General features: G+C 61.4%; 15 protein-coding genes. All 15 read right to left on the minus strand.

The window, feature by feature from the left end:
* Nucleotides 1–6 precede the first annotated feature (6 nt).
* The gene (locus BM186_RS14260; protein WP_072425677.1) at nucleotides 7–795 is read right to left on the minus strand and encodes a protein phosphatase CheZ; all 789 of its coding nucleotides are present in this window, start codon (nucleotides 793–795) and stop codon (nucleotides 7–9) included.
* A gap of 19 nt (nucleotides 796–814) precedes the next feature.
* Nucleotides 815–1,189, minus strand: a complete 375-nt coding sequence (locus BM186_RS14265) for a chemotaxis response regulator CheY (RefSeq protein ID WP_169968482.1) — start codon at nucleotides 1,187–1,189, stop codon at nucleotides 815–817.
* A 99-nt stretch (nucleotides 1,190–1,288) separates the two neighbouring features.
* Complete coding sequence (gene fliA, locus BM186_RS14270; RefSeq protein ID WP_074916086.1) at nucleotides 1,289–2,035, minus strand: RNA polymerase sigma factor FliA; 747 nt, start codon at nucleotides 2,033–2,035, stop codon at nucleotides 1,289–1,291.
* A complete protein-coding gene (gene fleN / locus BM186_RS14275) occupies nucleotides 2,032–2,862 on the minus strand; it encodes a flagellar synthesis regulator FleN (protein WP_162843938.1) in 831 nt (276 codons plus the stop codon). The genes fliA and fleN overlap by 4 nt, the downstream gene beginning before the upstream one ends.
* A gap of 114 nt (nucleotides 2,863–2,976) precedes the next feature.
* Complete coding sequence (gene flhF, locus BM186_RS14280) at nucleotides 2,977–4,287, minus strand: flagellar biosynthesis GTPase FlhF (RefSeq protein WP_074916088.1); 1,311 nt, start codon at nucleotides 4,285–4,287, stop codon at nucleotides 2,977–2,979.
* A gap of 11 nt (nucleotides 4,288–4,298) precedes the next feature.
* The gene (gene flhA / locus BM186_RS14285; protein ID WP_072425679.1) at nucleotides 4,299–6,446 is read right to left on the minus strand and encodes a flagellar biosynthesis protein FlhA; all 2,148 of its coding nucleotides are present in this window, start codon (nucleotides 6,444–6,446) and stop codon (nucleotides 4,299–4,301) included.
* Between the two features lie 85 nt (nucleotides 6,447–6,531).
* On the minus strand, nucleotides 6,532–7,668 hold the full coding sequence (gene flhB / locus BM186_RS14290; protein WP_074916090.1) for a flagellar biosynthesis protein FlhB: 1,137 nt from the start codon (nucleotides 7,666–7,668) through the stop codon (nucleotides 6,532–6,534).
* A gap of 2 nt (nucleotides 7,669–7,670) precedes the next feature.
* A complete protein-coding gene (gene fliR / locus BM186_RS14295) occupies nucleotides 7,671–8,447 on the minus strand; it encodes a flagellar biosynthetic protein FliR (RefSeq protein WP_017679173.1) in 777 nt (258 codons plus the stop codon).
* Between the two features lie 13 nt (nucleotides 8,448–8,460).
* Nucleotides 8,461–8,730: a flagellar biosynthesis protein FliQ gene (fliQ, locus tag BM186_RS14300; RefSeq protein WP_017679172.1), complete on the minus strand. Its 270-nt coding sequence runs from the start codon at nucleotides 8,728–8,730 to the stop codon at nucleotides 8,461–8,463.
* 11 nt (nucleotides 8,731–8,741) lie between these two features.
* Entirely contained in the window at nucleotides 8,742–9,527 is a 786-nt protein-coding gene (gene fliP, locus BM186_RS14305) for a flagellar type III secretion system pore protein FliP (protein WP_074916092.1), read from the minus strand.
* Complete coding sequence (gene fliO, locus BM186_RS14310) at nucleotides 9,527–9,958, minus strand: flagellar biosynthetic protein FliO (RefSeq protein WP_045735305.1); 432 nt, start codon at nucleotides 9,956–9,958, stop codon at nucleotides 9,527–9,529. The genes fliP and fliO overlap by 1 nt, the downstream gene beginning before the upstream one ends.
* Nucleotides 9,959–9,960: 2 nt before the next feature.
* Nucleotides 9,961–10,431, minus strand: coding sequence for a flagellar motor switch protein FliN (gene fliN / locus BM186_RS14315; RefSeq protein WP_017679169.1), 471 nt, complete (start codon nucleotides 10,429–10,431; stop codon nucleotides 9,961–9,963).
* 70 nt (nucleotides 10,432–10,501) lie between these two features.
* Nucleotides 10,502–11,473: a flagellar motor switch protein FliM gene (gene fliM / locus BM186_RS14320; protein WP_017679168.1), complete on the minus strand. Its 972-nt coding sequence runs from the start codon at nucleotides 11,471–11,473 to the stop codon at nucleotides 10,502–10,504.
* Nucleotides 11,474–11,485: 12 nt separating this feature from the next.
* Nucleotides 11,486–12,007, minus strand: coding sequence for a flagellar basal body-associated protein FliL (fliL, locus tag BM186_RS14325; RefSeq protein WP_017679167.1), 522 nt, complete (start codon nucleotides 12,005–12,007; stop codon nucleotides 11,486–11,488).
* A 239-nt stretch (nucleotides 12,008–12,246) separates the two neighbouring features.
* The gene (locus BM186_RS14330) at nucleotides 12,247–13,473 is read right to left on the minus strand and encodes a flagellar hook-length control protein FliK (RefSeq protein WP_074916094.1); all 1,227 of its coding nucleotides are present in this window, start codon (nucleotides 13,471–13,473) and stop codon (nucleotides 12,247–12,249) included.
* Nucleotides 13,474–13,530: the final 57 nt, after the last annotated feature.

Raw genomic sequence — 13,530 nt, forward strand, 5'->3', positions numbered from 1 at the left:
TGCTCCTTAGAACCCTAGGCTGGACAGCAGGTCGTCGACATCGTCTTGGCTGGAGGCGACGTCATCACGCTTATCGGCATGAATCTGCGGACCTTCACCCCGCGATGGCTCTTTTGATTTTTCCTGTTCGGTACGCAGCGCTTCGTGGTCGTGCTGAATACCGGCAAAACGGTCGACCTGGCTGGCCATGAGCATCAGCTTGAGCAGGTTGCTTTCCACTTCGGTCACCAGCTGGGTGACACGCTTGATCACCTGGCCGGTAAGGTCCTGATAGTCCTGAGCCAACAGAATGTCGTTGAGGTGGCCGGAGAGCTTGGCGCCATCTCGTTCACTGCGGGCGAGGAACAGCTCGACACGCTTGGCCAGCTCGCGGAAGCCGTCGGCACCGATTTCGCGGCGCATGAAGCGGCCCCACTCAGCGCTGAGGCTCTGCGCTTCGTCACTGAGGTCGTTGACCAGCGGCGCACTCTGCTCGACCAGATCCATGGTCCGGTTGGCGGCCTTCTCGGTCATGGTCACGACGTAGTTCAGGCGCTCGGTCGCATCGGCGATCTGCGACAGCTCCTGGGCATGCGGCATACGCGGATCGAGCTGAAAATTGACAATGGCGTTGTGCAGTTCACGGGTCAGTTTGCCGACCTCGTGATACAGTCCGCGATCGCGGACCTTGTTCAGCTCGTTGATCAGTTGCACCGCGGCGCCGAAATTACCTTGTTCAAGGCTATCGACCAGATCGCGGGCATTGTTTTTCAGGGTCGACTCGAGGTCACCCAGCGTGGAGTCATCGTGTTCCATAGCACCCTCGCGGCTGACATCAGCCGTTGACCCGCTCGAAGATCTTCTCGATCTTTTCCTTCAACACCTGAGCGGTGAAGGGTTTGACCACGTAGCCATTCACACCGGCCTGGGCCGCCTCGATGATCTGATCGCGCTTGGCTTCAGCAGTCACCATCAGCACCGGCAGGTGCTTGAGGCGCTCGTCGGCACGTACGGCGCGCAGCAGGTCGATGCCGGTCATGCCAGGCATGTTCCAGTCGGTCACCAGAAAGTCGAAACTGCCGCTTTGCAGCATCGGCAGCGCCGAGGTGCCGTCATCGGCTTCCGCGGTGTTGGTGAAACCCAAATCCCGCAAGAGGTTCTTGATGATCCGTCGCATCGTCGAGAAATCGTCAACGATGAGGATTTTCATGTTCTTGTCCAAGTCGACCTCCGTACAGTCCCAAACGTATTGCGCTTGCAACTACGCCCTTTAATCGTGAAACCGTTTGCGCCTGCGAGTACGCCGCGTTCAGCCAGCGCGCCATTCACTCAGCCGCGAGCGCAAACGCGCCGCGCACTGGCTGTGCAACTGGCTAACACGTGACTCGCTAACCCCCAGCACTTCACCGATTTCCTTCAAGTTCAGTTCTTCATCGTAATACAGCGCCAGCACCAGACGCTCGCGCTCCGGCAAACCGGCGATGGCATCGGCCAAGGCCGCCTGGAAGCGTTCGTCTTCGAGGTCCCGCGAAGGTTCGAGGTGAGTGTGTCCGGCGTCTTCGCGCAACCCGCCATGTTCACCGTCCTGCAACAGGTCGTCGAAACTGAACAGGCGGCTGCCCAAAGTGTCGCCAAGAATGCCGTAGTAATCCTCCAGACTCAATTGGAGTTCGGCCGCAACCTCGTGATCTTTAGCGTCCCGTCCGGTTCTGGCCTCCACGACACGAATGGCATCACTGACCATCCGGCTGTTGCGGTGCACCGAACGCGGCGCCCAATCACCCTTGCGCACCTCGTCGAGCATGGAGCCGCGAATACGGATACCGGCGAAGGTCTCGAAACTGGCACCCTTGCTGGAGTCGTATTTGCGCGAGGCTTCGAGCAGGCCGATCATGCCGGCCTGGATAAGATCATCGACCTGCACGCTGGCCGGCAGACGAGCCAGCAGGTGGTAGGCGATGCGCTTGACCAGCGGCGCATAGCGCTCGATCAGCTGGTGCTGGGAGTCCTGCGCCTGAGCCTTGTTGTACATACGAAGTCCAGAAGCTGCTGTCATACGGCCGAGTCTGCGGTCGGTTGTTGCACCAGACGCTCGACGAAAAACTCCAGATGACCACGGGGATTGGCCGGTAACGGCCAGGTATCTACCTTCTGAGCTATCGCCTTGAACGCCAGGGCGCACTTGGATCGAGGGAAGGCTTCATAGACGGCGCGCTGCTTCTGCACGGCCTTGCGCACACACTCATCGTAGGGCACGGCACCGACATACTGCAGGGCGACATCGAGGAAACGATCCGTCACCTTGGTCAGCTTAGCAAAGAGATTGCGTCCTTCCTGCGGGCTATGGGCCATATTGGCCAGTACGCGGAAGCGGCTAATGCCGTGATCGCGATTGAGCAGCTTGATCAACGCGTAGGCGTCGGTAATCGAGGTGGGCTCATCGCAGACCACCACAAGGATCTCCTGCGCCGCACGCACGAAGCTGACCACCGCATCACCGATACCGGCAGCGGTGTCGATCACCAGCACGTCAAGGTTTTCACTGATGTCACTGAACGCCTGGATCAACCCGGCGTGCTGCATCGGCGTGAGGCTGACCATGCTCTGCGTACCGGATGCTGCCGGCACGATGCGCACGCCACCCGGCCCCTGCAGCAGGACATCACGCAGATCGCATTCACCCGCGATGACATCGGCCAGGGTGCGCTTGGGCGTCAGGCCCAACAGAACGTCGACGTTGGCCAAGCCAAGATCGGCGTCCATCAGCATGACCCGACGGCCGAGATCGGCCAGGGCCATGGACAGATTGACCGACACATTGGTCTTGCCGACGCCACCCTTGCCGCCAGTCACCGCAATCACCTGTACGGGATGCATACCCATGTTCTTTCTACACCTTGTCTAACTTCGACTTGGCCTTACAGGTCGTTGGTAAGCACCTGTTGAGGCCGTTCACTCCCGCACCACGTGGCGAGAGGGTGCAACATTCTCGCTGCGTCAACCGGCTCGCTTGGCCGGATTGTGATAGAGGCCGGCGAACATCTGCGCCATGGCGTCCTCACTCGGCTCCTCGGCAGCCTGCAGCCCAACGGCACGGCTGACCAGCTGATGGCTACGCGGCACGTGCAGATCGTCCGGAATCCGCGGCCCGTCCGTCACATAGGCTACCGGCAGTTGCTGGCCTATAGCCAGACCTAAAACCTCACCCAGACTCGCGGCTTCGTCCAGTTTCGTCAGTATGCAGCCTGAAAGACCACAACGCTTGTAACTATGGTAGGCCGCCTTGAGCACTTGGCTCTGACTTGTTGCGGCCAGTACCAGATAATTCTTCGCCTTGATGCGTGCCGAGGCCAGACTCTCCAACTGCAGACGCAGCGCCGGATCGTTGCCTGGCAGGCCAGCGGTATCGACCAGCACCACGCGTTTCTTGGCCAGCGGCGCCAGAGCCTGCAGCAGAGACTGACCGGGGTCGATCTGAGTCACCGACACACCGAGGATGCGCCCCAGGGTCTTGAGCTGTTCCTGCGCGCCAATGCGGAAGCTGTCCATGCTCACCAGAGCGACCTGTTGCGAGCCGTACTTAAGCACATAACGCGCAGCCAGCTTGGCCAGGGTGGTGGTCTTGCCCATGCCGGCCGGACCGACCAGCGCGATCACACCACCCTCTTCCAGCGGTTCGACCTTGGGCGTAGTGATCGCGTGAGCCAGGTGCGCCAGCAACATACGCCAGGCCTGACGCGGCTCGGCCACACTGGCTACCTTGCTCAGCAGCGCCTGCGATAGCTCGGCAGACAGCCCCATGCGCTGCAGGCGGCGCCACAGATTGGCCTGCTGCGGACGACGGTTCTGCAGTTGCCCCCAGGCGATGGACCCCAGTTGCACTTCGATCAGCTCACGCAAGCCGTGCAGCTCGAAGCGCATGGCTTCCAGTGCGCGCGGGTCGACCGCAGGCGTAACAGGTACAGGGGCCTCGACCGGGCGCTGCGGCTTGACCAGGGTCGCGGGTAGCTCGGGCGCCAGCAGCGACTCATTGGCGAACAATTGACGGTCCTTGCCGGCATCCTGCTCGGCACGCGTGGTCAGCTCGGCCTGAGCGCTGGCGATGCGCGCCTGGGTCTTGCGCAGCTCGGCTTCCAGCGCCGGGTTCGGGCGCACCGGCGCCGGTGCCTGATAATCCAGCGCAGCGGTCAGCTCGACACCACCGGCAACCCGGCGGTTGCCGATGATCGAGGCATCGGCGCCCAATTCATCACGCACCAGTTTCATGGCGGTCCGCATATCGGCGGCGAAGAAGCGTTTGACCTGCATGACCCTTTACCTCAGTTCTGGCCAACCGTAGCGACTATGGTGACCTGCTTGTTGTCCGGAATTTCCTGGTAGGCCAGCACATGCATGCTGGGTACCGCCAGCCGCGCGAAGCGCGACAACATCGCCCGGACCGGTCCGGCCACCAGCAGAATCACCGGCTTGCCGAGCATTTCCTGGCGCTGCGCCGCTTCCACCAGGGAACGCTGCAGCTTCTCGGCCATGCCCGGTTCGAGGAGGATGCCATCCTCACCGCCCTGACCGGCCTTCTGCAGACTGTTGAGCAAGATCTGTTCCAACCTTGGTTCGAGGGTTATCACAGGCAGCTCCGGCTCTAGTCCCACGATGCCTTGCACGATGGCACGGGCCAGCGAGACGCGTACTGCAGCAACCATCGCGGCGGGATCTTGACTCTTCGGCGCGACGTTGGCGATGGCCTCGGCGATGGTGCGGATATCGCGCACCGGCACCTGCTCCTGCAGCAGCGCCTGCAGCACCTTGAGCAGGGTCGACAGCGATACCAGCCCCGGCACCAACTCTTCGGCAAGCTTCGGCGAGCTCTTGGCCAGCAACTGCATCAGTTGCTGCACTTCCTCGTGCCCCAGCAGCTCGTGGGCATGCTTGTGCAGGATTTGATTGAGGTGAGTGGCCACCACGGTACTGGCGTCGACCACGGTGTAGCCCAGCGACTGCGCCTGATCGCGCTGAGTGGGGTCGATCCACACGGCCTCCAGACCGAACGCCGGATCCTTGGCGGCGATGCCATTGAGCGGGCCGAACACCTGGCCGGGGTTGATCGCCAGTTCGCGATCCGGATAAACCTCGGCCTCGGCCACGCTGACGCCCATCAGCGTCAAGCGGTAGGCGTTGGGCGCCAGATCGAGGTTGTCGCGAATATGCACAGAGGGCATGAGAAAGCCCATTTCCTGCGACAGCTTCTTGCGCACACCTTTGATCCGCGCCAACAACTGGCCACCCTGGTTGCGGTCCACCAGCGGAATCAGGCGATACCCCACTTCCAAGCCGACCATATCAACGGGGGTGACGTCGTCCCAACCCAGTTCCTTGACCTCCTGGGCCTTCTGCGCAGGCAGCAGCTCCTGCTGGCGCTGCACTTCCTTGACCTCGGCCTCCTTGATCTTGCGCTGCTTGTTGGCGATCCAGTAGGCGGCGCCAGCGGCCACCAGGCCCAGGCTGATAAAGGAGAAATGCGGCATGCCGGGCACCAGGCCCATGGCAATCATGATCGCCGCCGCCACCGCCAGCGCCCGCGGCGAAGCGAACATCTGCCGGTTGACCTGGGCACCCATGTCCTCGGAGCTGGAAACACGGGTCACCATCACCGCGGCGGCGGTGGACAGCAGCAATGAAGGAATCTGCGCCACCAGGCCGTCGCCGATGGTCAGCAGCGTGTAGACCTTGCCCGCCTCGGCGAACGGCAGGCCGTGCTGCAGCACGCCGATGGCGATACCGCCGATGAGGTTGATGAACAGGATCAGCAGGCCGGCGATGGCATCGCCACGGACGAATTTGCTGGCACCGTCCATGGAGCCGTAGAAATCTGCCTCCTGCGCCACTTCACTGCGGCGTTTCTTGGCTTCGTTCTGATCGATCAGGCCAGCATTGAGGTCGGCGTCGATGGCCATCTGCTTGCCTGGCATGGCATCGAGGGTGAAGCGCGCGCTTACCTCGGAAATCCGTCCGGCACCCTTGGTGACCACTACGAAGTTGATGATCATGAGGATGGCGAACACCACGATACCAACCACGTAGTTACCGCCGATCACCACCTCACCGAAGGCCTGGATCACCTGCCCCGCCGCACCATGCCCCTCGTGGCCGTTGAGCAGCACCACGCGGGTCGAAGCCACGTTCAGCGCCAGACGCAACAACGTGGCCGCCAGCAGAATGGTGGGGAACACGGCGAAATCCAGCGGTCGCAGCGCATAGATGCTGACCAGCAGCACGACGATGGACAGCGCGATGCTGAAGGTGAACAGGGTGTCGAGCAGAAACGGTGGGATCGGCAGCATGACCATGCCAAGCATGACCAGCAGCAGCAGCGGAATGCCCAGGTTGCCATGGCGCAAACCTGCAAGGTTGCTGCGTACGTCACCGATTAGCTGTGCGCGATCTACTGCCACGTCCCTACCCCAGACCATTCAATCTTTTGACGCGAAAGTGCGTCCTGAAGGGGTAATGGCAAGAAGCGTTCCATAAATGACAGGGCAGTGCCCAAGAGGCACGTTACGAATCGCGGCGCAGGTCCGCCGGGATCGGAAAGTCGGGCAACGGGCCCGGGCGTTTGCCCTTGCCGGCCTGATATTGACGAAGCTGATAGACGTAGGCCAGCACCTGCGCCACGGCCAGGTAAAGGCCAGCGGGAATTTCCTGATCCAGCTCGGTGGAGTAATACACCGCACGGGCCAATGCCGGGGACTCCAGCACCATCACCTTGTGCTCCTGGGCAATCTCGCGAATCTTCAGCGCCAGGAAGTCGCCGCCCTTGGCCAACAATAGCGGTGCGCTACCCTTCTCCGGGTCGTACTTGAGCGCTACGGCGAAGTGCGTCGGGTTGGTGATCACCACATCAGCCTGCGGCACGGCTTGCATCATCCGCCGTTCAGCCATCTCACGCTGCAATTGACGAATACGTCCTTTGACTTCGGGCTTGCCCTCGGTGTCCTTGTACTCGTCGCGCACCTCCTGCTTGGTCATCATCAGCTTCTGCTTGTGACTCCACAGCTGGAACGGCACATCCACCGCGGCGATCAGGATCAACCCGCAGGACAACCAGAAAGCGCTCCAGCCGACGACCTTGAGGCTGTGCAGGATGGCGGGCTCGACCGGTTCGTTGGCAATGGCCAGCAGATCGTCCTGATCCACCGACAGCACCACCAGCGCCACCGCGAGAATCACCAGAAACTTGGCCAGCGCCTTGAGCAATTCGACCAACGCCTGAACCGAGAACATGCGCTTGAGGCCGGCCAGGGGGTTCATCCGGCTGGCCTTGGGTTGTAGCGCCTCAGCAGAGAACAACCATCCCCCCAACGCGATGGGACCGACGACGGAGGCGATCAACAGTGCGATCAAGAAGGGTTGCACGGCCAGCAATGCCTGCTTGCCAGACGTCAGCAGATAAAGCGCCATGCTGCCTTCGTTCAGCAGCACATCACGTGGCAGGCTGAAATTGCCGCGCATGATGTCCATCAGCGCATTGCCCATGTAGGCGCCGAAAATGATCAGAGCTACGGTGCCGGTGAGCGTCACCGCCAACGTATTGAGCTCCTTGGAGCGAGCGATCTGGCCTTTCTTGCGCGACTCTTCAAGCCGCTTGCCTGTGGGTTCCTCGCTCTTGTCAGCACCGCTCTCGCTTTCGGCCATCGCTACCTCACAAGAGCGAATTCGCTTAGCTGTTGCAGGGCTTCGCTGGCCAGCGCCTGGAACAGATTGCCGAAATCGGAAAGCCCCACCCAGAAAATCACCAGGCCCATGGCCAGGGTCAGGGGGAAGCCGATGGAGAAGATGTTCAGCTGCGGCGCAGCGCGGGTCATCACACCAAACGCCAGGTTGATCACCAGCAGCGCGGTGACCATGGGCAAGGTCAAAAGCAGGCCGGCACCTATCACCCAGCTCAACTTGCCGGCCAGTTCCCAGTAATGATTGACCATCAAGCCTTGCCCGGACGGTAGCGTGACGAAGCTTTCCGCCAGAATTTCCAACACCACCAGATGGCCGTTGATTGCCAGAAACAACAGGGTCACCAGCATCAGCATGAACTGGCCAAGCACCGGCACCGACACACCATTGGTAGGGTCGACCATCGAGGCAAAACCCAGGCCCATCTGCATGGCGATGATCTGCCCGGCAACGGCGAACAGATGGAAGAACAACTGCAGGATGAAGCCGAACATGGCACCAATGAGCACCTGTTCCAGGATCAACAGCAGACTACGCAGACTCAAGGCATCGACTTGCGGCATCGGCGGCAGCGTCGGTACCAGCACCACGCTGATGGCCAGAGCCAGATAGAGGCGTACGCGGTTCGGTACCAGTTGGGTACCGATGATGGGCATCACCATCAGCATCGCGGCGATACGAAACAACGGCAGCAGGAACTGGCCGACCCAGCCGCTGATCTGCTCGTTGCTCAATTCCAGCATCGCGCGCAGCCCCTCAACCTATGAGGTACGGAATGTTCTGGATCAACGTCTGGGTGTACTCCATCAACTGACTCACCAGCCAGGGACCGGCCCAGATCAGCGTGATCAGCATCACCATCAGGCGCGGCAAAAAGCTCAGCGTCTGTTCGTTGATCTGCGTGGCAGCCTGGAACATCGCCACGACCAACCCCACCAGCAGGCTGGGCACCACCGCCAGACCGACGATCAGCACGATCAGCCACAGCGCTTCGCGAAACAGGTCAACCGCAACTTCGGGAGTCATCAGAGGCCTCGCTATATCGTGCCGAAACTGGCGGCCAAGGTGCCCATTATCAGCGCCCAGCCGTCGACCAGGACGAACAGCATGATCTTGAACGGCAATGAGATGATCAGCGGTGACAGCATCATCATACCCATCGCCATGAGGATACTGGCGACCACCATGTCGATGATCAAAAACGGAATGAAGATCATGAAGCCGATCTGGAACGCGGTCTTCAACTCGGAGGTGACGAACGCTGGCACCAGAATGGTCAACGGCACGTCCTCGACGCTGGCCAGGTCAGTGCGTTTGGACAGCCGCACGAACAATTCCAGGTCGCTTTCGCGAGTCTGCGCCAGCATGAAGTCGCGGATCGGCCCTTCTGCCCGCGTCAGTGCCTCCTGCGCGACAATCTCCTCGTTCAGATAAGGCTGCAACGCATCGGTGTTAATCCGGTCGAAAATCGGCGCCATGATGAACATCGTCAGAAACAGCGCCAGGCCGACCAGTATCTGATTCGAGGGTGTCTGCTGCAGGCCCAGCGCCTGACGGAGGATGGAAAAGACGATGATGATCCGGGTAAAGCTGGTCATCAGCATGACGAACGCCGGGATGAAGCTCAGCGCCGTCATGATCAGCAGAATCTGCAGGCTGACCGAATACTCCTGTTGCCCCTCTGCGTCCGTCGACAAGGTGATGGCCGGGATCGACAGCGGGCTGTTGCCCTGCTGAATCAGCGAGCTGGCGCCAGGTGGGTCTTCGGCGAACGCCAGCGATGCGGCGAGACTCAGCACCAGCACCAGCAACAAACGCAGCATCAGGATTTGTCCTTCTGATCCTTGCCCAGCAGCTCCATCAGGCGCTGAGCGAATTCTGGTGTGGCCAGCTCGGCGTCAGGCAGGTGCACGGGTTCCTTGAGCACGTGCAGCGGGGTGATCCGCCCGGCGGACAGGCCCAACAGAATCTGCTCACTGCCCACTTGTACCAGTACCAGGCGATCACGCGGGCCCAGCGCCTGAGTGGCCAGCAGCTTGATCACCTGATTACCGCGCGGAGCCAGTTGCTGCATGCGGCGTAGCAGCCAGGCGAGCAGGAAGATCAAACCGATCACCAGCAGCAGGCCGAGCAACAACTGACCAAGCTGGCCGGCTATGTCGCTGCCGGCCATGGGCGTCGCCGCCTTGCCGGCAGGTTCGGCAGCCATGGCCATCAGGGGCATGCTCAGAAACAGAGCGAGAAGACGAGCCATGGTCAACGCAGCTTCTTGATACGTTCGCTGGGGCTGATCACGTCGGTCAGGCGAATGCCGAACTTCTCGTTGACCACCACCACTTCGCCATGGGCGATCAACGTGCCGTTGACCAGCACGTCGAGCGGCTCACCGGCCAGACGATCCAGTTCGATCACCGAGCCCTGATTGAGCTGCAGCAGATTGCGGATAGTGATATCGGTGTTGCCCACTTCCATGGAGATGGACACTGGAATATCCAGAATCACGTCCAGATTGGGCCCATCCAGATTGACCGGCAGGTTGCTGGGAGACGGCGCGCTGCCGAACTCTTCCATCGGTGCACGCGGCGCTGCAGGTTGTGCCGCCTGAGCGGAACCGGCCAGCATGGCATCGATGTCGTCCTGATCTGCATCACCTGCCTCGGCCAGCGCCGCAGCCCATTCATCGGCCAGTGCCTGCTCCTCGGGGGAGGTGTTCTCTTCGTCTGCCATCGTCGTTCCTCGCCTGGCTTCTGCTATTCGTTCGCTTCGGGCCCAACGGCCCTATGGAGTTGCCAGCGCCTCAGCGTTGGCGTTCGATTGGTTCCAGTACCTGCAGGGCCAGATTGCCCTTGTGCGCACCGAGTTTGACCTTGAAGGTCGGCACGCCGTTGGCGCGCATGACCACGTTGTCCGGCAATTCCACGGGGATCACATCACCCGGCTGCATATGCAGGATGTCGCGCAGCTTCAGTTGGCGACGGGCCACGGTGGCGGCCAGCGGCACGCTGACGTCGAGGATGTCCTCGCGCAGGGCCTTGATCCAGCGTTCGTCCTGGTCGTCGACATCGGACTGAAAGCCAGCATCGAGCATCTCGCGGATCGGCTCGATCATCGAATACGGCATGGTGATGTGCAGGTCGCCGCCGCCGCCGTCCAGTTCGATGTGGAAGGTGGACACGACGACCACCTCGCTCGGGCTGACGATATTGGCCAGCGCCGGGTTGACCTCGGAGTTGACGTACTCGAAGTTGATGTCCATCACTGCGTGCCAGGCTTCGCGCAGGTCGACGAAGGCTTGGTCGAGCACCATGCGCACCACGCGCAGCTCGGTGGGGGTGAATTCACGGCCTTCGATCTTGGCATGGCGCCCATCTCCACCGAAGAAGTTGTCCACCAGCTTGAACACCAGCTTGGCGTCAAGGATGAACAGACCGGTGCCGCGCAGCGGCTTCATCTTCACCAGGTTGAGACTGGTCGGCACGTACAGCGAATGCACGTATTCGCCGAATTTCATCACCTGCACTCCACCGACGGCAACGTCAGCCGAGCGGCGCAACAGGTTGAACATGCTGATGCGGGTGTAGCGGGCGAAGCGCTCGTTGATCATCTCCAGCGTCGGCATGCGCCCACGGACGATACGATCCTGACTGGTCAGGTCATATTGCTTGACGCTCCCGGGCTCCGCGGCGTCCTCGGTCTCGACCAGACCGTCATCGACGCCATGCAACAGCGCATCGATCTCGTCCTGGGAAAGCAGGTCTTGCACGGCCATCTTCGGCTCCCGCTACTGCAACACGAAATTGGTGAACAGCACCTGCTCGACCACGGTGCTGCCGGTTTCTTTCTGCGCGAGCTCCTGCACGCTGGCCAGCGCCTGCTGCAGAAGCATTTCCTTGCCCAGCGGGGTTTGCAGCGCGGCAAAATCCTGACCGGACAGCAGCATCACCAGACGGTTGCGCAATACCGGCATATGCACCTTGAGCTTTTCCATGCCGGCGGTATCGCGGCTCATCAAGGCCATGCTGACCTGCAGGTAGCGGGTACGATTCTGGTGATTGAAATTGACCACGAAGGCCGGCATCAGATCCTGGTAGATGGCCGGCTGACGCACTGGCGCCGCCGGTGCCGCGGCCTCTGCCGGCTTGGCCTCCTCGCTCTTGTCGCCCTTGCTGAGAATGAACCAGGTACCGCCCACGGAAAGGCCAACGGCCAGCAGCAGGCCCACCACGATCAGAATGATGAGTTTGAGCTTGCTCTTGCCGGCGGGTTGTCCGTCGGCAGTCGGTGCCGCTTCTTTCTTAGCCATGCCAATAATCCGTCAGTACCTACGTTCTTTCCGCATTCAAAGGGTTAAGAGCAAGTGTTATGCCAGCATATGAGCAGACTTGTCTAACTCTGGGCTGCGGATTTAACAGCTCCAGCTGCCTGCTGTCACCCAAATTGCATTCGCCCGAGCACCTTTCGGCAACCCGGGCGAATGCAAGTCTAGCGGAGGAACACCGATCGTCGGGCATTGCCCAGTGTCGATACAGGCTTAACTGCCACTCACGCGTAGTAGTCGACCAGCCCACGGCCAGCGGTCAAGCGCTCGCTACGCACTTCCTGATGGACACCAGGCTGCAACTCGTCACTGGCAAGCAGATCATCACGCGAGCCGGAACCACCGCGCCCGCCCTCGCCCTGCCCCTGCCAGCCACGGTTAAGCGACTGATCGGAGACGTTGGCATCCGCCAGGTTCATGCCTTGCTGCGCGAACAGCTCACGCAGACGATGCATCTGCCCTTCCAGCGCTTCACGCACCCCGGCATTGGGGCTGGCGAACGTCACCTGCGCCTGATCCTGCGACAGGTTTACGCGCACTTCGAGACGCCCAAGATCTGCAGGGTCCAGCTGAATTTCGGCCGACTTGAGGTTCTGGCTGGAAAGCCACATGACACGATCCACCACCGCCTCACTCCAGCCGCCCTGTTGCATGGCGACCGGCTGACCGGGTACCAGTGGCAGGCGTTGCGCGGCGCCAGCCTGATGATTGAGCGCCTGCGTCAGCGCATTGAGCTTGCTGACGAACTGATCGGGTCGAGTGGGCTGAGCGCTGTCCTTGAGACTCTCCAGGGCGTCCTTGGGCAGACTTTCAAGCGGCAGGTCCAGGGTCGATTCTTCAGTGCTCGCGCCTGACTCCTCGCCTTTGCCCATGGCTACCATGGCTGCGGCGAAGTCCGTGCTGGTCGCCACACGCGCGCTCTTGATCGCGGCATCCTGCGGGGCCTGGGCCTTGATTGCCTCTTCCGCCGGCTGTTTGAGCAGCGCCAACGGGTCGAGCGCCTCCTCCTCCAGTACTGGCTCGGCATTCTCAGCGGCATCGCTGCCTGCGCCGGTAATCACCAGCGCCGGCAGTGCCGACGACTCCTCGGTTAGCGGAGCATCGTCTACCTGAGCCTGGATACCGCCCAGCGCCATTGCCAGCAACGGATCGAGCTCTTCTGCAGCGCCCTCCGGCGTCGGCAAGGAATTGCCGGGGGCGGCAACCGCAGGCTGCTCGGCGGCAGTTGAAGCGGCATCGGGCTCCCCTGCTGATGACGCAGACTTCTGTTCCTGGCTGGTTTTGTCGGTACTGCCAGCGCGCTCGCCAGGCTTGGCCTGACGCTCCTTGGCATATACCTCGGCAAAGCTGGAAGCACCGTTCTTGCTGGGTTCCGGCGCTTTGGCCGGCTGCTTCGCTTTGCTCTTCACCTCAGGCGTAGCCTGCAGGCGTAGGTCGGGCAACGCGGACATGGACGCTCTCCGTCTGATGGGTCGTGACAGGATCAGAGCAAAGGGCGGGCCAACTCG

The sequence above is a fragment of the Ectopseudomonas toyotomiensis genome, from assembly GCF_900115695.1.
Lineage (GTDB): Bacteria > Pseudomonadota > Gammaproteobacteria > Pseudomonadales > Pseudomonadaceae > Aquipseudomonas > Aquipseudomonas toyotomiensis.